Raw genomic sequence first — 22,571 nt, 5'->3', positions numbered from 1 at the left:
TCAGCAAGAATCTGTTACGAAAATAATCCCCCCTCCTCTTAAAATAAGCAGAACTATAAGGAGGACATTATGCAGTACGGATTTTTTGATGATGAAAATAAAGAATATGTAATAACAAAACCAGATACTCCTGCACCCTGGGCAAACTATCTTGGCTCACCAGAATACGGAGCAATTATCTCTAACAACGCAGGGGGATACAGTTTTGTAAAATCCGGAGCAAATGGAAGAATACTGCGTTACATATTTAACGGCAGTGACACCCCCGGCAGATACATTTACATAAGGGATAATGAAAGCAAAGATTACTGGTCTACATCCTGGCAGCCTGTAGGAAAAAATCTTAATGAATATAAAAATGAATGCCGTCATGGTACAGGCTATACAACTTTTAAAAGCTTCTATTCGGGGATTCAGGCTAAGGCAGCTTATTATGTTCCTTTAGACTCCACTCATGAAGTATGGGCCTTAACTATAAAAAACTGCAGCAATAAAAAACGCAGTCTTACAGTAACAGGCTATGCAGAGTTTACAAATAATTCTAACTATGAACAGGATCAGGTTAACCTTCAGTATTCCCTTTTTATTTCAAGAACCCTTTTTGAAAATAACAAAGTGATACAGCAGATTCACGGAAATCTTTCTGACATAGAAAAATCAAGACCTGTAGATAATAAAATTGAAACCGAAAGATTCTTTGGTCTTGCAGGAGCAAAAGTTTCTTCATGGTGCGGTGATAAGGAATCTTTTTTAGGAAAATACAGAAGTTATAATAATCCTGCCGGTGTAGAAAACGGAGACCTGCACAATATTTCTTCCTATAACGAAAACTCCTGCGGTGCCCTTTCTACAGATATAGAGCTAAAGCCGGAAGAGACAAAAACCATTGCCTTTATAGTTGGAATGAAATATGCAAAAGAAGCAGATAAAATTATAGAAGGATATAAAAACACTCAGCTTACAGTTGAATCCCAGTTAAATGAATTAAAGGAATGGTGGCACAGCAAATTTAATAATCTAAAAGTAAACACACCAGACAAAGTATTTAATTCCATGGTAAATATCTGGAACCCTTACAACTGTTTTATGACTTTTATCTGGTCCAGGGCTGCATCCTTTGTTTACTGCGGCTTAAGAAACGGTTACGGCTACAGGGATACAGTTCAGGATATTCAGGGAATCATTCACCTTAGTCCACAAATGGCTAAAGAAAAAATTTCCTTTATGCTTTCAGCCCAGGTAGATAATGGAGCAGGACTTCCTCTGGTAAAGTTTACCCATAAGGCCGGACATGAAAACACCCCGGATGATCCTTCTTATGTCAAAGAAACAGGTCATCCAGCTTACCGTGCAGATGACGCCCTCTGGCTCTTCCCTACTGTATACAAGTACATTACTGAAATTGGAGATATAAAATTTCTTGACGAAGTAATTCCATTTGCAAACAGAGATCAGGCAAGTGTTTATGAACATCTCAAAAGAGCTATTAACTTTTCTGAAGAACATCTTGGTCCTCATGATTTACCCGCAGGCTTGTACGCTGACTGGAATGACTGCTTAAGACTGGGAGCTGAAGGTGAATCAACTTTTGTAGCAATGCAGTTTTATTATGCAATGACTGTCATGAAAATATTTGCAAAAATAAAGGATGACTATGAATACCTTCTTTATCTTGAAAAGGCACAGGAAGCCCTTAAAAAAAGAATCAATGATTTGTGCTGGGACAAAGACAGATTCATAAGAGGCTTTACAGAAAAAGGTGAAGTTATAGGAAAGCGTAATGATAAGGAAGCTTCCATGTGGCTTAATCCTCAAAGCTGGGCTGTTATTTCAGGGCTTGCTGATGAAAGTCAGGCTAATAAGGCCATGAAGAATGTAGAAAAACTTCTTAACACTGAATATGGTGCAATGCTGATGAATCCACCCTACCACTCCCATGCCTTTGATGGAGCCCTTGCGGTTATCTACAACTGCGGCACTAAAGAAAATGCAGGAATATTTTCTCAGACCCAGGGATGGCTTATTCTTGCAGAAAGCCTAAGGGGAAAGGGTAACAGTGCCTGGAGATACTTTATGGAAAATGCCCCTGCTGCATGGAACGATAAAGCAGAAATAAGAAAAATGGAACCTTTCTGCTACGGACAGTTTACGGAAGGTAAAGACAGCCCCCACTTTGGACGCTCCCATGTTCACTGGCTTACAGGAACAGCATCTACTGTAATGACAGCCTGTGTTGAAGGAATACTTGGCATAAGACCGGTTATAGACGGAATCATTATACAACCTGCAGTTCCGTCTGAATGGAAGAGTTTTACTGTGGAAAAATCTTTCAGGGGAAAAAGGCTTTTTATAAGTGTAGAAAATCCTGAAGGTAATGAATCAGGTATTTCTGAATTCTATGTGAATGGTGAGAAATATTATGACAACTTTATTCCGGAAGAAAAACTCACGGACAAAACAGAAGTAAAAATCATAATGTAGTTGTTTTTGTAATAAAATATTTAAGCAAAAAAAAAGACCACAGCCTTAAAAAAGCCGTGGTCTTTTACTTTAAGAAGTAATACTACTTAAGGTTAATAATAGACTTGTCATAATCAGTTGGTGCAAAGTAACCCATAAGGTTCATAAGAGTTGCAGGCCATGAGCTGATTCCAAGACCATCGTTAAGTTTAGTATTATCGTATTCACCCTTGTATTCAGGGTCATAGATAATAGCAGGAACAGGGTTAAGGGAGTGAGAAGTCTTAGCCTTTGGTGTTCCTTCCTTATCCTTCTTAACTGAACCGTCTTTTGCGTGTTCATACATATCGTCAGAGTTACCGTGGTCAGCTGTTACACACATAATACCACCGGCTTCTTTAATTGCATCACGGATTCTTCCAAGCTGAAGGTCCATACCTTCCATAGAACATACAACTGCATTAAATACACCTGTGTGTCCTACCATGTCACCGTTAGGGAAGTTAAGACGGATATGATCATACTTACCGCTCTTAATTGCTTCGATTACTTTATCAGCAATTTCTGCACACTTCATCCAAGGGCGCTGTTCAAATGGAACAACATCAGATGGAACTTCAACGTAGTCTTCAAGCTTTTCGTCAAATTTACCCTGCTTGTTTCCGTTAAAGAAGTATGTAACGTGTCCGTATTTCTGAGTTTCAGAAATTGCAAGAAGTTTTACACCAGTCTTTGTAAGGTATTCACCCATTGTGCGGTCAATGCTTGGCGGGTTAACAAGGTACTGTGCAGGAATATGTGCGTCTCCGTCGTATTCCATCATTCCGGCATATTCAACTGCAGGTACTCTCTTTCTGTCAAAGTAAGGGAAGTCTGCATCTGCTGCTGTTTCAAAAGCCTTTGTGATTTCAAGGGCACGGTCACCACGGAAGTTAAAGTAAATTACGCTGTCTCCGTCATTGATTGTTCCAACAGGTTTTCCGTTTTCTGCAATTACAAATTCATGCATATCCTGATCAAGAACGCCAGGAACTTCTGCACGGTAAGTTTCAATTGCTTTAGTTGCGCTTTCAAACATACGGCCTTCACCAAGAACGTGAGCATACCATCCGCGCTGAACCATAGACCAGTCTGCATTGTAGCGGTCCATAGTCATATACATACGTCCACCACCGGAAGCGATTCTGTAATCACAGTCCTTAAAAGAAGCAAGATATTCTTCAAGTGGAGTGATGTAATTAAGGGCTGATGTAGGATCTACGTCACGACCGTCAAGAAGGGCATGAACGCGAACTTTTTTAACACCGTCTTTAGCAGCCTGAGCTACCATTGCCTTAAGGTGATCAATATGAGCATGAACGTTACCGTCAGAAACAAGACCGATAAAGTGCATTGTAGTGTTTTTTTCTGCAGCATTTTTAGCAAGCTTCTGCCATGTTGCATCCTTGAACATTGAACCTGAAGAAATGCTTTCGCCTACAAGTTTGGCACCCTGAGCAAATACACGGCCGCAACCCATAGCATTGTGACCAACTTCTGAGTTACCCATGTCGTCATCTGTAGGAAGACCTACAGCAGTACCATGTGCCTTAAGTTTTGTATGAGGACAGTTAGCAGTAAGCCAGTCAAGATATTCCATACGTGAAGCCTTAACTGCATCTCCTTCTTCATACTTTCCATATCCGACACCGTCCATAATTACAAGAACGACCGGACCTCTTCTGCCTTTCCAATTTGGATTTTTTTCCAAAGCGTGCATTGTGTCTGCCATTTTTTATCTCCTAGAAAGTCTAACTGATTTTCAACATCTAAAATTATAGTAAATATGCAATTTTTTTACAATTTACATGAGAAATATTTACATAAGCTTAAAAAAAGCCCGGCTCATAAAAACCAGGCTTAAAAAGAACTATTTACGGCTCTTAAAGCTGCTGCTTATGTAGAGGCCCTCTTCTTTTTCTACAGGAATGTAAAGTTCACCACCAGGAATAGGATCCACAATTACTGCATGTACAAGTACCTTATTGTCTGCAAGAAGGGCAAACCTTGAACCAATATGTTCTTCAGTATACCGGGCAAAACGAAGGGTGGCATCTTCTGTAAAAGTAAAGCTTAAATAATAATCCCCGTCAGATTCATGAAGTTCAACTTTTTCAAAATCGTCATCATTGAAATCTATTTTATTTAAAATCAGGATTTCCTCTCCATCTACATTATAGGCAGTCCTGCCGGCAATATTTTCATCAAAGGGACTGGTTACCTGAGAAATCCTTACAAAACTGGAAGAAGACCTTCCTCCAAATCCGGCAGACTTACAGCCTGTAAAAACAAGGGCTAAAGAAAGGGCAAGAGCAGCAAGTAAAAATCTTTTGTCAGTCATATTTATTCCTCCATGACTTTAAAACATTGAATATATCTTAAATTATTTTTTAACTTTAATACAGTCAGATAAAAGAGCTTTTGCATAGAGAGCGCATCAAGAAAATATAATCTGAATCTTAATTGAAATTAAAAGAAATATAATTTTTTTATCAATATGACAGCCTTACTTTAATTTTGAATTTTGTGAATTAAAATATTTGACCAGAATGGAGAGATTTAAATGAAACTACACAGCCTTAAATTAAAACTTACTATTCTTGTATTGTTAATTGCAATTGTTTCAAACTTAAGCCTTATGCTTATTGCAAGACAATTGTCTACCGCAACCGTAAAAGAAGCAGTTCAGCATCTTATGGATTCAACAACAGAAAATGTCGCAAGTAAAATTACAGCAGGAAACGAACACCACTTCAGACTTCTTGAAGGTCTGGCAGCAAGTGCCGAAGCCAGGGATTTAAATATGGACCTGAAGAAAAAGTGTTCAGATTTTTCAAGCATAAAATCCATAAATACAGTTTACGAAAACATTGCCTACTATACTGCTGATGGAGATTCCTATACTGCAGCAGGAGTTAAAATTAATATGAGCTCCAGCTGCATAAGTTCTACACTAAAAGAATAACAATTCAAAGAAAAAAGATTCTCAATAATATCAATGTATAAAAAAGAAAAACTCCGGATTTCAGGATGCACTTCACACTTCAGTTCACCTTAAAATCCGGAGCCTTTTATTTATTGAAGAATATTTTTTAAATTAAAACCTTTTACTCTGCAGCAGCAAGAGTTGTCCAGTCAAGGGTAACCTTACCTACATAAGGTGTGGATTCATCAGGGTGATTTGATGATGATGAACCTGTACCGTCACAGAACTGAACTCCCATTACATTTGAATTAATGTAAAGCCATACATTGTATTCAGAAGTTTCTGTGTCTACAGGAAGAACCATGGATGTAACATACCTTACTCCACTTTCTGCATCTTCATCTGTACTTGGAGGTTCTGCAGTTTCACCTTCATCACTGATTGTATAGAAAGTTCTTACAACTGAATCATCGCTGTAGTAGCCTGGAACAGAATTACGTGGATCTACAAACACATCACAAGTAACTGTATAAATTGTAACAGTCCCTGTTCCAAGACCTACATCTGCATAATAAGTTCCATCTGTAAATTTAACGATTGATGTATCCTTGTAAACCTTTTCTCCAAATTCTACTCCACCCATAGCATTAACATAGCAGCTGAGGGAAGCAGTGATTGTATATTCACCTTCTACTTTTTTAAGATCAGCATTTACTTCTGATGCAGAAAGTGACAGGGCTTCAGATGAATCAATGGTAACTGTAAGTGATACACTTTCACCTGATTCAGTGTCAGTAAGGGTCATTACATAAGTATCTGCTTCTTCTGAAGAAGGAGTGGCTGAATATGTACCGCTGTAAGACTGAAGGATTTCTGTTGTTGTACTTGCAGTCTGAATACTTACTTCTGCACTTCCTGTATAAGCACTGGCATCAGAATTAAGGTCAGCACTTGTAACTGTAAGGAAAACAGAAGAAAGACTAGAAGAATCAATTCCCCAGAATACATTTTCTCCGGAAACAGCTTCCATGTTTACCTGTGTAAGACTTACATCATCATAAAGGGCTGTAACTCCATCATCTGAAGAAGTAAAAGTTACACTGGCAGCTGCATCTGCATCAGAAGAATCACTGCGGCATTCAAGAAGCCAGGAAGAATCCTCTTCTGTCCAGGATACAGATGAATATGTAACACTTGTATCACCGCTGAAAACTACAGCTGAATCTTCAAGAACAAGAAGACTTACAAGACTGTCACTTGAATCACTTCCTGTAAAATAAGAGCCATAATAAGCAGTATAAGAAGTGCTGCTGCTACTGATCTTTGAATCAAGATCTGTATCATTAGAATTATCTGAATCATTATCTGAACATGACATGATTCCCATACTAAGAACGGCAGATGCCATCATTAAAATAAAAATTTTTTTGAGCATATCGCTTCCTTTTGAAAGTTCCTTTAAAAGAACCTTCCCTTTTTTTTTGTGTATTCCATACGGAATATTAGTATAAGTTAACTAACGCTAACTACTAGAGTAAAAAGACCATATTACTCTCTATTCAAATGGTCAAGAAAGAAAAATGAAAAAAAATCTCAGCTGACAAATTTTGAAAATCATTCTCAAAAAATATTTAAGTTTGTGTTAAACTAAAGACATTATGAAATACATAGCAGAATTATTATCAGAAGAAAAATACCAGCTTGGAGAATCTCCTTTTTATGATCCACGTACAAAATTATTATCCTGGGTTGATATAACGGAAGGTCTTTTTTATATCATGGACGAAAATGGAAATAAAAAACATTTCAACTTTAATAAGCCAATCGGTGCTGCCATGGCTACGGAAAAGAAAGGTCAATATTTAATTGCAGGCAGTGACGGGCTTTATCTTTTATCAGATAATACAAAAGAAAAGCTTCTTGACCTTACTCCCTATTACAAAAGTTATCAGAGATCAAATGATGCAAAAAGTGATCCCGCTGGAAGACTCTGGTTTGGTTCCTCTGTAGATGACGGCATTCACGAAGCAAGCGGTAATTTATTCTGTCTTAATCAGGGAAAGGTTAACTGCATGCAGGCTGATACAAAAATTTCAAATGGTCTTGCCTGGAATAAAGCTGCAAATAAATTTTATTTTTCTGACTCCCTTGAGCACGCTGTTTTTGAATATGACTACAATCTTAAAGACGGCAGCATATCCGGAAGAAAAGTTTTATTTGAAGTAAAGGAAGGAGTGTCTGACGGAATGTGCATTGATACAGATGACAATCTCTGGGTTGCAATCTGGGGAGGACACAAAATAGAAGAAAGAAGTACAAAAGACGGCTCCCTTATTTCTACTGTCCATGTTGATGCAGAAAATGTAAGTTCCTGCTGTTTTTATGGCAAAAACATGGATACACTTTTTATAACAAGTTCCGGTAAAGATTTAAGGGGAAAACACGATGGCTGTCTTTTTACATGTAAAGTAAATGCCAGGGGCCAAGAAAACAATTACCTTAAAATATAAAAAAGACCTGCTGCAATAATCAGCAGCAGGCCCCCATCTTAATAAGTCCTTAATGAATAAGTATTCATTATTTTATAAAATCAACTTTCTCAGTCTCCTGTTGAAACAGTTGTTGCATAAATAACTGTATCTGTTGAAATGTTATTTATATCTTCAGAATTAATAGTTATTGGTGTACTTCCATCTGTATCAAGGTAATAGAAAGTACAGCTGGGCAGAAAATACAGCAGCTTTTCTTGAAATGAAGGCAATTAAAGGCTGATTGTTTAATCATCAGCAATTTCCTGTATAATGGAAGAAACCCAACATAGGAGTAAGGCTGACGAAAAAAGCGAAATACTTATGCTGGATAGAGAAATATAAAGGACAGGCATGAACTGAATGTTATGGATTATTTTACCTAAACTTAACATTCAGTTCATTGCTTTTTTACAGAAAGAGTCTATAAATTAAGTATGATCTATATATTAGAAGATGATGAAAGCATCAGAAAACTTATAAGTTACTCTTTACAGAGTCAGGGATATGAAACTGAAGGTTTTGAACGGCCTTCACATTTCTGGGAAGCTATAGAAAAAGCTCTTCCTCAACTTATACTTCTTGATATAATGCTTCCTGAAGAAGACGGAATTTCAATTCTGAAAAAAATCCGTTCCAGCAGCAAAACTACAGCAATTCCGGTCATCATGCTTACAGCCAAAGATACTGAATATGATGTTGTTACAGGACTGGACTCTGGGGCAGATGACTACATCACAAAGCCTTTTGGAATGATGAATCTTGTATCCAGAATAAAGGCTGTCCTCCGCCGATATGATAAAAATAAGGCTAAAAAAGAAAAACTTCAATACAGTGGAATAACAATAGACGAAAACCAGCATTCCGTATATGCCGGAGACCGTCAGATTTTCCTCACTGTAAAAGAATTTGACCTTCTCCTCCTGCTTATGAAAAACCGTGGAAATGTACTGACAAGAGAGCAGCTTATGGAATCCATCTGGGAGCTTTCGTCAGACGTAGAAAGCAGAACCGTTGACGTTCATATACGAACCTTAAGGCAGAAACTTGGGGAATATGAAAAAAACATAGAAACAATACGTGGAGTGGGATATAAATTTATATGAAAAAATCATTAACCTTCAGAATCTTTATAAATACTTTTTTAGTCGGAACCCTTATTTATTTTATCTGTGCCCTTCTTTTTATTTCCAACATGTACAAATATTTTGAAGAACAGATTTTTTCTGAACTTAAAACAGAAAGCATATTCCTTGAAAACTATGCGCTTAATGATCAGTTTACTGAACTTTCTTCACTACAAACTTCAAACAGAATTACCCTGATTCACCCAGACGGCTCCGTTTATTTTGATAATACAGTTGACTCTGCCAGTATGGAAAACCACGGTACAAGACAGGAATTTATGGAAGCTTTGGAAAAAGGGGCTTCAACAGTTTCCCGCTTTTCTTCCACAATGACCGAAAAAACACTTTACTACGCAAGGGAACTTAAAAACGGAAATGTTCTCAGAATCAGCTGCAACCAGCATTCCATATGGGTACTTCTTCTGGGAATGAGCCAGACACTTCTTCTTATGTTTGTAATAGCAATAATAATCTCTGCACTTTCAGCTTCTTTCATAAGTAAAAAGGTAACTGACCCCCTTAACCTTATAGATCTGGAAAATCCTGAAGAATCAGAAGTTTACGAAGAACTTACTCCTTTTACAAAAAGAATCGCAGAAGAAAACTATGAAAAGACTCAAAGGGAAGAACTGAGACAGCAGTTCAGTGCAAATGTCAGCCATGAACTAAAAACACCTCTTACCAGCATCAGTGGATTTGCAGAAATCTTAAAATCCGGTGATACGGACAAACAGACTACCATGGATTTTGCATCTACAATTTATAGTGAAAGTCAGAGAATGATTACTCTTGTAAATGATATTATAAAACTGTCAAAGCTGGACGAAAAATCAATCAGTCTTGAAAAAGAAGCTCTCAGCCTTAGAACAATAGCAAGGGATGTAATGCACGTTCTTGATGCAGAAGCACAAAAAAAAGGTGTTTCCATAAACCTGACAGGAGATTCAGGGCTTATAAATGGTGTTCAGCCTGTAATTTACGAAATGGTCTATAATCTTGTAGACAACGCAATTAAATACAATAAAGAAAATGGAAGCGTCACTATAAACATACTGAACATGCTTTCTGAAAATGAAAATGTAAGGGGAAGAGTCATTCTTACGGTAAAAGATACAGGAATAGGTATTCCGGCAGACGAAAAAGACCGTATTTTTGAACGTTTCTACAGAATTGATAAGAGCCGTTCAAAACAGAACGGAGGAACAGGTCTGGGGCTTTCAATCGTAAAACATGCTGCAAAATATCATGATGCCAGCATTCTTGTAAACAGCGAACCATCAAAAGGCAGTACTTTTACAGTAATTTTTCAGATATAAAATTTACAAAGATTTTACATAACTTATGTTTTTTTAGCTTCTAAATTGACATATAGTTTAAGTATGATTCTTAATATAACAGGTCAATTACTAGGATTTGCAGGTTCCCTCTGTCTCCTGCTTTTTGGAATGAACATGCTTTCTGACGGTATTCAGAAAGGAGCAGGCAGCGGGCTGCAAAAACTTGTGGCCAAGATAACGGAAAATCGTTTTTATGCAGTTCTAACGGGTATAGGCGTAACGGCCCTGATACAAAGTTCAGGTGCAACTACCGTAATGGTAGTAAGTTTTGTAAATGCCGAAATCCTTTCACTGGAACAGGCAATTGGTGTTATTTTTGGTGCAAATATCGGTACTACGGTAACAGCCTGGATAGTTTCTTTTTTTGGCTTTAACTTTTCAATTTCTGCTGCAGCAATTCCCCTTTTTGGCTTAGGCTACATTCTTAAATACTTCAAAAAAACTAAGATACATAATTTTGCAGACTGTTTTATGGGCTTTGCCCTTCTCTTTATGGGGCTTGGACTTTTAAAAGAAAGTCTTACGCTGGGTCCGGCAGCTGCAAGGATTTTTACTGCTATTTCCAGTTTTGGAATAGGCGGAATTCTTCTTGGTATCTTAATCGGTGCAATAATTACAGCCTTAATTCACTCAAGCTCAGCCATGACAGCCATCGTACTTACCATGGCCGCTAACGGAACTTTAAGCTGGGAATTAAGTGCAGCAATAGTTCTTGGAAGTAATATCGGTTCTACAATAGATGCCGTAATGTCAAGTTTTGGTGCAACTACAAATGCCAAAAGAACAGCTTTTGTTCACGTTGCCTTTAACGTATCAGGTACAGTAATAGCCCTTCTTATCTTTAAGCCTTTCCTGACACTTATTGATTTTATTGTTCCTGAAGTTCCTGCAGAAAACATAACAATTCATATTGCAATGCTTCATACAATTTTTAATCTTTGTGCCACATTATTATTTATTCCTTTTGTAAAACAGATAGCTGACATTGCGAGAAGATTTGTTCCTGAATCAGATAAAGAAAAAGATGCTCATTATCATATGCCTGCAATTATGCCTTATTCAAGAATGAGCGCAGATCTTTATATCTATCAGATTCATGCAGAAGTAAGTAAAATGGCTGCAAAAGTCATGGAAATGTTTGATGCAATCTGTAATTCCTTCTTTAATCCTCAGATATCTGAAGAAGCAAAGGAAAATGTCAACCAAATAGAAAATTATATTGACGAGATGAATGCAGGTATCAGTGACTTCCTTCAAAAATGTTCAAGACTTCCTAATGCAAATTCTTCAGACAGGCATCACTTTACTAAACTTATTCACATTACCGATGCTCTTGAAAACCTCAGTGATGAAACCTGTTCCTTAATGCATACAGCAAAAAAATATATAACAAATAAAAGCTACGACCTTAAGGATGAAAGAACAAAAGAAATCACGGATTATCTTGAACTTCTCCGTATCTTTTTTGAACAGGCATGTACCTACTTTACAATGGGCATTAACGAAAAAGAAAAGAAAAACGGTCAGATTCTTGAAGAAAAAATTAATGAAAACAAACACACTCTTAAGAAAGCCAGCCGCAAAAGAATTGAAAGCGGAGCAGATGTTAAAAAAGAACTCAGATACATCGATATGGTACGTAAAATTGAACGTTCCGGCGACTGTATCTGGGCAATAATTCAGGCTTTATAAAAAGAAAGTCCGCTGCATAAAAACAGCGGACTATTTTTTTTAATTAAATGAATAAGATAAACCTAATTCAAATTCAGGAAGGAATACAGCATTTTTCCTTTTAATTAAAATATTTGAATCCATTTCTTCAAGGGCCAGCTTATCATCATTAAAGGCAGCAGAAAGAATAAAGCCTGTAACAATCTTTACTTTATCTACAGGCTTATATCCTGCAGCAAGTCTTAAAGATGGATAATAGCCATTGTCAGAATCGGAATCTTCAGGATCAAGTTTTTTTCCAAAGAAAACCTGATTTCCTGCAACTTCAAAATCAAAATCAAATTTTCCTATGCTATATCTTGAACCTATACCAAAATAAACGCCGTAGTATTCATCTTCTTCAATCCATGGGCTGGCATACCATACCACCGGAGTACTGTATCCAAGAACACAATAAAGATTACTGTTACCTGATGTAATTGAATGCCTTAAGTTTAAGTTGGAAGTAAGGGCAAGTTCATATTCCAGTAAACCGTTACGGGAGATATTAAGAAGTCCCAGCTGAAAACCATCTGATTCCTTTGCATAGTTAATAAGACCAATCTGTACACCATTTTGTGAAAGATAATCAGTAACGTTAAGAACTCCTGCTGCCTGAAGACCTGTAATACTGTCAGCAAAATTAAGAACACCAGATGCCTGAAAACCATTTAATGCACCAGCATTGTTAACTATACCTGCAGCCTGAAGTCCTGAAAAATCATCAGATGTATTAAAGATTCCTGCTGTCTGTAATCCTTGAAAATCATCTGCTTTATTAAAAATACCTGCTGTCTGAAGGCCTGAAAAATTACGGCTGTTATTAAAGATACCTGAAGCCTGGATACCATTAACATCATGTGAAAAATTAAATACACCAGATGCCTGAATACCGTGAATATCATGAGCTGAATTAAATATTCCCGCAGCCTGAATACCGTGAATATCATGTGCTGCATTAAATATTTCTGCTCCCTGAATACCGTGAACTTCTTTTGCATAACTGATTAAGGCAGAAAGCTGAACACCTTTAATAATTTCTGCAGAGCTTATACCGGCACTTGTCATTACACCCTTTACTTCATAAGCACTGGTATTAAAAAGACCTACAGAACAGTTAGTATAAATATCTTTATGAAGGAGAGATGAAAATTCATTCATCACAAAAGAAAAATCCAGAGGCATCCAGGCAAGATCTACTTCCTTATCTTCTTCATCTTCATCATCTGAATCTTCACCACCATCAGAAGAAGAATCTCCACCTCTAAGTCTTGTAACTTCAAGATTTGTAGAATTAAGATTAGATGACTTTAAATCATAAACCTTACCAGAAGTCAAAGTAAACTTTCCCTGTTTTGTATTTGAATCACTGATTACAACAACATTGTATGTATCTTCTTCAAGGGCAAGATAAACCGGAGAAGACTGAAGCTTATTGATTTCTGAGATAAGCTTGCCTTCTGTGTTGCGGATTATAACCCTTCCCTTAACATCAGAAGCAATACGAACTACACAATCAGAAGAAGAAATATCAGAAAGAACCAGATCTCCTGAACCTACAAGAGTAATATTATAATTAGGATGCTGAGGTCCTGCTGAAGATTTTTCTGTCTTGTAAAGAGTTTCGTTAAAGGCATAGGAATAAAGTTCATTAAGGGTTACCCTCTTATCTCCTGAACTGTCTGCAGCACCTCTAAGACCTGTAAGCATGGCACTGGTAAAGAAAGAAGAGCCGATTTCATCAGACTCCTGGGAAAATTCCTGTGAGGAACTTGATGATAAATAAGCATGTCCTTTTACAACAGATGAATCATCTACAAGGAAAGGCTTCTGTCTCTGTCCACCCTTTGTGCGGATAAAGTTTCCGGAATAGCAGGAATCAAGAATAACAACATGAACGTCACTTGGAACACTGCTGATTGCAGCCTTAAGCTGAGAATAGGAATAAGTTTCCTTACCAAGAAGAAGGGAATCCTCATCTGAATGACCTGAATAATAAAAAATAAATTCAGTACGGCTGGCTTTATTTTTGTTATTCAGAATTTTATGGGAAATATCGTCCATGGCCTGATCAAGATCATCTTTTCCTGGTTCAAGAAGAAGTATTCCGTTTGCCTTGGAAACACCTCCGATTTCTGACATTGTTTTCTGAAAAGCCATTGCATCAGTTGCAGCGTACATAAGTTTTTCATGATCTTTTCCTGCATTATTACAGCCGGCAAAAATTGCATAGCGTTCTACTTCAAGTGCAGAAATAAAAGCTGCTGATAAAAGCAGAAGCATATTCATTAAAATTGTTTTTTCTGTAAACATCTTTATTCTCCTCATAACAATTTCTCCTTTTTGTTTAATTATTTTTCCTGAGAGTAAACACTGCAGAAGAACATCCTTCCGGTAGATAAGAAGCCTTCTCCAGATAACTCAGTGTCAAAGTATCTTTTTCTATATTTTCTATATCAGAAAGATTGAAGCTTTTATTTGATGCTGCAAAAATAAAACACTCGTAGTCTGGAGCATTATCAAGTGAATAAGAAAACGGCAGTGGAACTTCTTCACCTGTTTTTTCAAGTTTAGCAGCCTCCCATCCCTGTTCAGGGAAATGTCTTGTAATATTACCATTACCATCAACACTAAAAATAATTCCGTAGTCGTAAAGTCCTGGTACATATGTAATCTGAATCAAATCATTTTCTTCTGCCAGCTCCCCATTTTTTAACTGAACAACATCCTTACCTTCCTGACAGTAAAGCCTGATTTTATTTGAACCGTTTCCCTTAATCCTTATACCATCAGATACAGGTACTGTATGTTCCTTTCCCTTCAATAAAACAGGAAAAGCAAAGGCCAGTACAAGAATTGCAGCAGCAGAAAATTTTACAAGAGTATAAACTGTTTTTCCGGCTCTTGATGTTGTTCTCTTTTTAAGAAGAGCCTTAAAATATTTATCCTCTGCAAGATCAACAGGATAAGTTTTGATTATTTCTTCATCTGATTCTCTAAGCTGATCAAGAGCTTTTGTAAGTTCATCTTTTCCATAAAGCTGGTAATAGTCTTTTTCGTTTTTTTCACCAAGAAGTATTTCTTCTAAAAGTAACTGTGGAATCATATGCACTCCTTTGAGTTTTGTGTCCTGCTCATTATTTTGATTGAATATTTTCTAAGTTCAGATATCCTTTTACGGACTCCCGAAACCGACATTTCAAGCTGACTGGCTGTTTCTTCCAGAGTATAACCATCTACAAAATGCAGGGTAGCTATAAGGGAATCCCTGGAATCCCTTCCGGCAAAAATACTTTCCAGAATCATAGAAGCTTCAATTTTATCTTTTTCTACATCTGAAAAATCATCTGCCATTGACTCTGCAATTTCATCAAAATCAACTGCCTGCCTTAATTTTTCTGACCTGATTTTATTCAGGCAGACCCTGGTTGCTGTTACATAAAAAAGGCTTGCGCAGACATTTTTTATAGAGCTGGAATTGTCCATGATTCTCAGAAAAACATCCTGCATGGCATCAAGAGCCTGATCTTCATCCTTAAGGATTGAACGGCAGCGTCTTAAAACCATAGGGGCATATTTTCTGTATAACCCGGCAAAATCATCCTTTGTCAAAGCTTTCATCTTTTCAAAATAACTCCGTCATTTAATAGGACACATAAAGAAGAGCAAAGTGTTACTTTTTTTTTAAGGAAATTAAGATTTCTTAAAATAAGTTTAATATTTTTATTACTTTTATGTCAAATAGAGCCATTTTTCTCAGGAATTTACAAAAGCATTACAAAATCTTTTTTTTTCTTTAACAGGAGCTCATTAAATTACCTGTGTAATCAGTTTAGAGACTGATAAGGAGAAAAAAAATGAAAAAGCTTTTCGGAAAGGTTATCGGCCTTAAAACAATGACAGTTTTAATCTGTTCAGCAGCAGTACTTTCTTTTGCAGGATGCAATTCAAAGTCATCAGCTTTCAACAAAAACACAAGCATCAATGTATTAAGCAGGGAAGAAGGTTCAGGTACAAGGGGTGCCTTTATCGAAATTTTTGGTATCGAAAAGAAAGGAGAAGACGGTAAAAAAGTAGATTACACAAGCGAAGAGGCAATGATAACAAACTCAACAGCAGTAATGCTTACTACAGTTGCAGGTGATCCTTCTTCAATCGGCTATGTTTCCTTAGGTTCCCTTAATGACAGCGTTAAAGCCCTTAAAATTAATGGAGCAGAAGCAAGTGTTGAAAACATTCAAAAAGGAAGCTATGAAATCTGCAGACCATTCAACATTGCAGTTAAAGAAGAGTTGTCTTCGGCAGCAGAAGACTTTCTCAACTACATTCTCAGTTCTGACGGACAGGATGTAATTGCAGCAAATAAATGCATCCGCCTTGCAACAAGTAAAAACTACACAACAAGTAAGGCCTCAGGAAAAGTTGTAGTATCAGGTTCTTCTTCTGTTTCACCTGTTATGGAAAAACTTATCGAAGCCTATAAAGTTGTAAATCCAAATGCCAGTATTGAACTTCAGACTTCTGATTCAACTACAGGAGTTACCAGTGCAATAGATGGAACCTGTGATATTGGAATGGCAAGCCGCAGCTTAAAAGCTTCAGAAAAGGCAAAGGGTGTAAGGGAAATTACAATTGCCATAGATGGAATTGCAGTAATCGTAAACAAAAAGAATACAGTTGACGGATTAAACAAAACACAGGTAGAGGAAATCTTTACAGGTGACACTACAAAATGGAATCAGATAATCAAATAAAATGAAAGCAAAGGAAAATATTTTCAAGATTATTTTCCTGATGACCGCTGGTTTTTCGATACTGGCGGTTATTCTTATCTGTTTCTTTCTGTTTACAAATGGTATTCCGGCAATGAACAAAATCGGACTTACAGAGTTTATAAGCGGAAAAAAATGGAAACCTGGAAATGATCTTTACGGCATACTTCCTATGATACTTGGAAGCATTTATGTAACTGCAGGTGCTGTACTTATTGGAGGCCCTGTAGGTTTGATGACAGCAGTTTTCCTCGCAAAATTCTGTCCCCCTAAACTACATAAAATCATAAAACCTGCTGTTGATCTTATGGCAGGAATCCCAAGTGTTGTATACGGATTTTTTGGTCTTATGACACTTGTTCCCCTTATCAGGGATATATCAGGAGGCAGCGGAAGTTCAATGTTATGTGCAATTGTTCTTCTGGGCATAATGATACTTCCGGTAATTATTTCTGTTTCCGAAAGTGCCCTTAATGCAGTTCCAGCTTCCTACTATGAAGGAGCAAGAGCACTGGGAGCAAGTCATGAAAACGCAGTCTTTTTTACCCTGCTTCCGGCAGCAAAAAACGGAATCTTTGCAGGAATAATTCTCGGAACAGGACGTGCGATTGGAGAAACCATGGCTGTTGTTATGGTGGCAGGAAACCAGGCACGAATGCCAAAGGGACTTACAAAGGGAATCAGAACTTTAACCAGCAATATCGTAATAGAAATGGGATACGCTGCTGAACTTCACAGGGATGCCCTTATAGCAACAGGTGTCGTACTTTTTGTATTCATACTGCTGATTAATCTTTCTTTTAATCTGATCAGAAACCGGGGAAAATTATGAAATCACGAATATTAAGACTAAGTGTATATCTGTGTGCTGCGATTACGGCCGCCATTCTTATAATTCTTACAGGCTACATCCTTATAGAAGGAATTCCAAATATGAATACGGCTCTTTTCAGCCCCAAATACACCAGCCAAAACTGTTCAGTAATTCCGGCTCTCGTAAATACACTTACCATAACAGTAATTGCCTTAGGCATAGCAAGTCCTCTGGGAATTGGAGCCGCGATTTATCTTGTTGAATACAGTTCCAGGGGAAACCGTTTTGTAAAGATTGTAAGACTTACAGCAGAAACCCTTACAGGTATTCCTTCGATTATCTATGGTTTATTCGGAATGATACTTTTTGTAAGTACCTTCAAATGGGGCTATTCAATTCTTGCAGGAAGTATGACTCTGGCTATCATGGTTTTACCTACAATAATGAGGACAACAGAAGAAGCCCTTCTTGATGTACCGGACATTTACAGGGAAGGAAGCTTTGGACTTGGAGCGGGAAGACTCCGAACAGTTTTTAAAATAGTACTTCCATCAGCAGTACCAGGAATTCTCAGCGGAATCATTTTGAGCACCGGCCGTATAATTTCAGAAAGCGCAGCACTTATCTATACTGCAGGAACTGTTGCACAGATACCGGCCAGTATTTTTGGAAGCGGAAGAACTCTTGCAATCCACATGTATGTTCTCAGTGGTGAAGGACTTCATACCAGTCAGGCTTTTGCAACTGCTGTTGTACTTTTAGTTATGGTAACAGTCGTAAACTTTATTACAGGTATCATTGCCAGAAAAATAAGTAAATAATTTACAGGGAATTTACACAATCTTTTTACAAACATTACTTAAAGAACATAGAGTTTAGATATGAATAAGATAGAAATAAAAGACCTTAATTTGTATTATTCAGATTTTCAGGCTTTAAAAAACATTAATCTGAATATACCTGAAAAAGAAATTACAGCCTTCATCGGTCCCAGCGGCTGTGGTAAATCAACCCTGCTCAAATCAATTAACAGAATGAATGATATGGTCGCCGGCTGTAAAATCCAGGGTCAGATTATCATCAACGGAAAAAACATATTAAACAAAAATACTGATGTTAACCTGCTTAGAAAAAATGTAGGCATGGTTTTTCAAAAACCAAATCCTTTTCCTATGAGCATATATGATAATATCGCTTACGGACCTAGAACCCACGGAATAAAAAAACGCAGTGAACTGGACCAGATTATAGAAAACTGTCTCAGGGATGCAGCAATCTGGGATGAATTTAAGGACAACCTTAAAAAGTCAGCCCTTGAGTTAAGCGGAGGTCAGCAGCAGAGACTTTGTATAGCAAGAGCCCTTGCAGTTCAGCCTGACATACTTTTAATGGATGAACCAACTTCTGCCCTTGATCCTATTTCTACTTCAAAGATTGAAGACAGCGTTCTTGAGCTTAAAGAAAAATATACGATTGTAATTGTAACACACAATATGCAGCAGGCAGTCAGAATAAGTGACAGGACAGTATTTTTTCTTCTGGGAGAAATAATCGAAAGCGGTAAAACAGAAGAAATATTCAGCCGGCCTTCAAACAAAAAAACAGAAGATTATATTACCGGCAGATTCGGATGATTACAATATTAAAGAGGTATTAAAATGAGAACACGTTTTGACGAAGAACTAAACAAGTTGAATATTTCAATCATCAATATGGGCAAAATAATTGAAATTGCCATTGAAAGTTCCATGCTTGCCTTAATGGGAAGAGATAAAGATGCAGCAAGTCAGGTCGCCGCTAATGATGAAAAAATAAACGAAATGGAAAGGGATATAGAATCACAATGCCTTAAACTTCTTCTTCAGCAGCAGCCTATGGCAACAGACCTGAGGCTTATCACAGCAGCCTTAAAGATGATTACAGATATGGAACGCATAGGTGACCACGCTGTAGACATAGCAGATCTCGTATCAAACGTACCTGACTGTAAATATGGAAAAATGAAAGAGATTACGGAAATGTCAACTGAAATAATCAGTATGCTCCACGAAGCAATTGACTCCTATATAAACAAGGATTATGACAAGGCAAAAAATGTTATCTGTCATGATGACATAATCGATAATCTTTACCATGGAATCAAAAAAGATCTGGTACAAAAAATCAGGGAAACAAATGAAGGAGAAACAATACTTGATTATTTACTCATAGCTAAATATATCGAACGTATTGGAGACCATGCAGTAAATATTGCTGAATGGGTAATATTTGCACTTACAGGCAAACATAAGTAAGAATGATTTTTTACAGATTATAAGTTATAATAATAAGAATGAAATCACCAAAAGAAATAAACATTAATGACAAACTTTTAACCATTACAAAACAAATAGTAAACCTGGATCCATCAGGAGACCAGCTTCCCCTACAGATTATGGAAATTCTGGTAAACGATGAAGAAATACAGCACATTCAGGATTATGCTAATACAGTTTCTATTGTAAGGCTTGGCTTTAATGATCACGGACCTGTTCACATGAGGACTGTGTGCAGAAATTCCCTTAAGATGCTTAAGATACTTCACGAAGCAGGAATCCAGACTTCCCTTGAAAAAGAACAGACAGGAACTTTTCTGGACAGCGTTTCTGCAGTAATAATTGCCTCTTTTATGCATGACTTTGGAATGACTTTAGGAAGACAGGACCACGAACTTTATTCAGGAATAATTGCTTTTGAAATCATCAACAGAATACTTAATAAAGTTCTTCCGGAAGAAAAAGACCTTAAAAGAAAAGTTGTAATTCGTTCCCTTGCCCTTGAAGGAATAATCGGGCACATGGGAACCAGAAGAATTCATTCCATAGAGGCCGGCATTATCCTTATAGCAGATGGCTGTGACATGACAAAAGGAAGGGCCAGAATTCCAATGGAACTTAACAGAACTCCATCTGTTGGAGACATACACAAGTATTCTGCAAACTCAATAGAAAAAGTTCAGATTATACCCGGACAGGAAAAACCTGTCAGGATAGAAGTAAACATGAGTGCTGACGTAGGATTTTTTCAGATAGAAGAAGTCCTTCTGCAGAAGATTAACTGCAGCCCGGCAAAATCTCTGGTAGAACTTTACGCAGGTGTTGACGGAGCTGAATTAAAAAAATATCTCTAAAAAATTTTAGATTTTATAATCCTTAACATTCATAACCATTCCCTCTTTGTTTTCCTTGAATCCCAGGGCAAGATAAAGAGGGAATCCTTCTTCTGTAGCATCAAGTGTAATTTCGCTGCAACCCTTTTTTACAGTTTCATCAATTAAAAGCTTAAGCATACTTTTTGCAATCCCCTGACGCCTGTAGTTTTTATTCGTATAAACATTCATCAGATGAGCTCGTTTTCCGGAAGGATGATCATATGTGGGCATAATAGTTATATAACTTACAGAAGCACACCCTATTATTTTCTTATCATCCTTTGCAAAAACTGTGGTATGATTTCCATTTAAAAAATATTCCCTGGAAGCAGAAATGAGCTGGGGAGAAAAGTCTTCCTCATCTTTCATTGAATTTACAATCCTGAGCATTTCAAGACGCACTTTCATAAAATCATTTATATCATCAACACAAGCTTTTACAATTTCTACCATATTAATTCTTTCCTTTATTAAATTGAATTTTTACAAAATACATAATACAAAACAACTATTTACCTTGCAACTTCAAGAAGTTCACTTGCAGCATCAGCAGAAGATTTTCTTCCTGTTACATAAGCGTATGCATTATCACTAAAAGAAAGGATAAGACTGTTGTCATCCATAAAGGGAAGCATTTTATTTATATTTGCAGAATTAAAACGTATTTTCATAAGGGCAGTATACTGCATGGATTCAAGTTTTTTTTCTTCCATAAGAGCCGTAAAAGCTTTATTGCTTACAGGAACACCTTTATCATTTTTCTGCATAAGGGCAAAATCCCTGTCATTAAGAAGATAGTCCACAAGCATTGCAGCCTGCCGTGGATACTTACAGTCCTTTTTTATTGCATACATGGATGCAGGTTTTAAATACCATCCGGATTCAACTGAATCTGGCTTTGTAATAAAATCACCAAGAACAGGCCTGCCTCCAAGTTCGCTTACTTCCTTTATAAATACCGAAGTTTCATTGCACCATAAAACTGAGCCTGCAATTTTATTTTCCCTTAAACCATTTAGCTGAATACCGTCATTAAGAGAATAGATAACATTTTCATCATCAAGTTTCTTTACAAAATCAAGGATTATGATTAGTTCATCCCTGCCTATATTAAGACTTCCGTCATCATTAAAAATTCTCTGGGAATAAGTCTGTTCAAACCATGCAAGGGTAAGAAAAAATAAATGCCGCTTGCTGATTGTAAAAACATACATATCATGCTTTTTAAGTTCTGCAGCCATTTCAAATAGTTCGTCCCAGGTTGATGGAATTTTTAGTGAATACTTTTCCAGAACATCCATATCAAAAACAGGGATAGCAGTATTAAAGGCAACAGGAATGGCATTAAGCTTTCCTTCTATTGTTCCAAAGGATAAATCATCAAGGGTAAAATTATAAAGATCAATATAGTCAGAAAGTTCATTAAGATTATAAAAGGATTTTCCATCAGCTGAATATTTGTAAAGCCAGTCAAAATTAATAAGCATTACATCTGCACATTGACCGGAATCAAGTTTCTCCTGAAAAGTTTTTTCATATTCATTCCATGAAGTATAAGAGGGTTCGACTTTTATTGCAGGATGTTTTTTTTCAAAATCACTGATACCTTCCAGAGTATACTTACATCTGTCTTCCTTACCCCACCAGGAAAAAGTTATATTACATTCC

The 22,571-nt window shown here is 36.9% G+C and carries 20 protein-coding genes; 12 read left to right on the top strand and 8 right to left on the bottom strand.

Annotated features, from left to right (window positions below; genetic code table 11):
• Nucleotides 1-69 precede the first annotated feature (69 nt).
• Complete coding sequence (locus K6D58_RS00295) at nt 70-2,481, top strand: glycoside hydrolase family 94 protein (protein ID WP_296826368.1); 2,412 nt, start codon at nt 70-72, stop codon at nt 2,479-2,481.
• An 82-nt stretch (nt 2,482-2,563) separates the two neighbouring features.
• Here the strand turns inward: K6D58_RS00295 and gpmI are convergent, their stop codons facing one another.
• Complete coding sequence (gpmI, locus tag K6D58_RS00290) at nt 2,564-4,231, bottom strand: 2,3-bisphosphoglycerate-independent phosphoglycerate mutase (protein ID WP_296826366.1); 1,668 nt, start codon at nt 4,229-4,231, stop codon at nt 2,564-2,566.
• 138 nt (nt 4,232-4,369) lie between these two features.
• On the bottom strand, nt 4,370-4,840 hold the full coding sequence (locus tag K6D58_RS00285) for a SecDF P1 head subdomain-containing protein (RefSeq protein WP_296826364.1): 471 nt from the start codon (nt 4,838-4,840) through the stop codon (nt 4,370-4,372).
• Nucleotides 4,841-5,062: 222 nt separating this feature from the next.
• Here K6D58_RS00285 and K6D58_RS00280 point away from each other — a divergent pair, with 222 nt between their 5' ends.
• Nucleotides 5,063-5,464, top strand: a complete 402-nt coding sequence (locus tag K6D58_RS00280; protein WP_296826362.1) for a hypothetical protein — start codon at nt 5,063-5,065, stop codon at nt 5,462-5,464.
• A gap of 142 nt (nt 5,465-5,606) precedes the next feature.
• Here K6D58_RS00280 and K6D58_RS00275 read toward each other — a convergent pair whose 3' ends face one another.
• Nucleotides 5,607-6,860 carry a hypothetical protein gene (locus K6D58_RS00275; protein ID WP_296826360.1) on the bottom strand — a complete coding sequence of 418 codons (1,254 nt, stop codon included), beginning with the start codon at nt 6,858-6,860 and terminating at the stop codon, nt 5,607-5,609.
• 223 nt (nt 6,861-7,083) lie between these two features.
• Between K6D58_RS00275 and K6D58_RS00270 the strand changes: the two genes are divergently transcribed.
• The 4 genes from K6D58_RS00270 to K6D58_RS00255 all read left to right on the top strand — a co-directional run bounded on the left by K6D58_RS00270 (nt 7,084) and on the right by K6D58_RS00255 (nt 12,109).
• Complete coding sequence (locus tag K6D58_RS00270; protein WP_296826357.1) at nt 7,084-7,935, top strand: SMP-30/gluconolactonase/LRE family protein; 852 nt, start codon at nt 7,084-7,086, stop codon at nt 7,933-7,935.
• Nucleotides 7,936-8,390: 455 nt separating this feature from the next.
• Nucleotides 8,391-9,059, top strand: a complete 669-nt coding sequence (locus tag K6D58_RS00265) for a winged helix-turn-helix domain-containing protein (protein WP_296826355.1) — start codon at nt 8,391-8,393, stop codon at nt 9,057-9,059.
• Nucleotides 9,056-10,396: a sensor histidine kinase gene (locus K6D58_RS00260; RefSeq protein WP_296826353.1), complete on the top strand. Its 1,341-nt coding sequence runs from the start codon at nt 9,056-9,058 to the stop codon at nt 10,394-10,396. The genes K6D58_RS00265 and K6D58_RS00260 overlap by 4 nt, the downstream gene beginning before the upstream one ends.
• A 63-nt stretch (nt 10,397-10,459) precedes the next feature.
• The gene (locus K6D58_RS00255) at nt 10,460-12,109 is read left to right on the top strand and encodes a Na/Pi cotransporter family protein (RefSeq protein ID WP_296826351.1); all 1,650 of its coding nucleotides are present in this window, start codon (nt 10,460-10,462) and stop codon (nt 12,107-12,109) included.
• 39 nt (nt 12,110-12,148) lie between these two features.
• Here the strand turns inward: K6D58_RS00255 and K6D58_RS00250 are convergent, their stop codons facing one another.
• The 3 genes from K6D58_RS00250 to K6D58_RS00240 are packed head-to-tail and all read right to left on the bottom strand — an operon-like array spanning nt 12,149 to nt 15,748.
• Nucleotides 12,149-14,440: a caspase family protein gene (locus K6D58_RS00250; RefSeq protein ID WP_296826349.1), complete on the bottom strand. Its 2,292-nt coding sequence runs from the start codon at nt 14,438-14,440 to the stop codon at nt 12,149-12,151.
• A 34-nt stretch (nt 14,441-14,474) separates the two neighbouring features.
• On the bottom strand, nt 14,475-15,233 hold the full coding sequence (locus K6D58_RS00245) for a hypothetical protein (protein WP_296826347.1): 759 nt from the start codon (nt 15,231-15,233) through the stop codon (nt 14,475-14,477).
• Complete coding sequence (locus K6D58_RS00240) at nt 15,230-15,748, bottom strand: RNA polymerase sigma factor (protein WP_296826345.1); 519 nt, start codon at nt 15,746-15,748, stop codon at nt 15,230-15,232. The genes K6D58_RS00245 and K6D58_RS00240 overlap by 4 nt, the downstream gene beginning before the upstream one ends.
• A 236-nt stretch (nt 15,749-15,984) precedes the next feature.
• Here K6D58_RS00240 and K6D58_RS00235 point away from each other — a divergent pair, with 236 nt between their 5' ends.
• From K6D58_RS00235 to K6D58_RS00210, 6 genes are read left to right on the top strand one after another with little or no spacing between them, the layout of a single operon-like run.
• A complete protein-coding gene (locus tag K6D58_RS00235) occupies nt 15,985-16,881 on the top strand; it encodes a substrate-binding domain-containing protein (protein WP_296826343.1) in 897 nt (298 codons plus the stop codon).
• Between the two features lie 40 nt (nt 16,882-16,921).
• Nucleotides 16,922-17,731, top strand: coding sequence for a phosphate ABC transporter permease subunit PstC (gene pstC / locus K6D58_RS00230; protein ID WP_486389741.1), 810 nt, complete (start codon nt 16,922-16,924; stop codon nt 17,729-17,731).
• A complete protein-coding gene (pstA, locus tag K6D58_RS00225; protein WP_296826339.1) occupies nt 17,728-18,534 on the top strand; it encodes a phosphate ABC transporter permease PstA in 807 nt (268 codons plus the stop codon). Before pstC ends, pstA begins: the two co-directional genes overlap by 4 nt.
• 60 nt (nt 18,535-18,594) lie before the next feature.
• On the top strand, nt 18,595-19,347 hold the full coding sequence (pstB, locus tag K6D58_RS00220; RefSeq protein WP_296826337.1) for a phosphate ABC transporter ATP-binding protein PstB: 753 nt from the start codon (nt 18,595-18,597) through the stop codon (nt 19,345-19,347).
• A gap of 24 nt (nt 19,348-19,371) precedes the next feature.
• A complete protein-coding gene (phoU, locus tag K6D58_RS00215) occupies nt 19,372-20,007 on the top strand; it encodes a phosphate signaling complex protein PhoU (protein WP_296826335.1) in 636 nt (211 codons plus the stop codon).
• Between the two features lie 38 nt (nt 20,008-20,045).
• Nucleotides 20,046-20,882 (top strand): phosphohydrolase, encoded by an 837-nt coding sequence (locus K6D58_RS00210; RefSeq protein WP_296826333.1) that lies wholly within the window; start codon nt 20,046-20,048, stop codon nt 20,880-20,882.
• A 6-nt stretch (nt 20,883-20,888) separates the two neighbouring features.
• Here the strand turns inward: K6D58_RS00210 and K6D58_RS00205 are convergent, their stop codons facing one another.
• Complete coding sequence (locus K6D58_RS00205; protein ID WP_296826331.1) at nt 20,889-21,356, bottom strand: GNAT family N-acetyltransferase; 468 nt, start codon at nt 21,354-21,356, stop codon at nt 20,889-20,891.
• 59 nt (nt 21,357-21,415) lie between these two features.
• The coding region (locus K6D58_RS00200) for an ABC transporter substrate-binding protein (protein ID WP_296826329.1) at nt 21,416-22,571 on the bottom strand (1,156 nt) is incomplete at its 5' end.

This window comes from Treponema sp. (assembly GCF_024696245.1).
Taxonomy (GTDB): Bacteria; Spirochaetota; Spirochaetia; order Treponematales; family Treponemataceae; genus Treponema_D.
The sequence above is the reverse complement of the archived record's forward strand: the minus strand, read 5'-3'. Positions and strand labels throughout refer to the sequence as shown.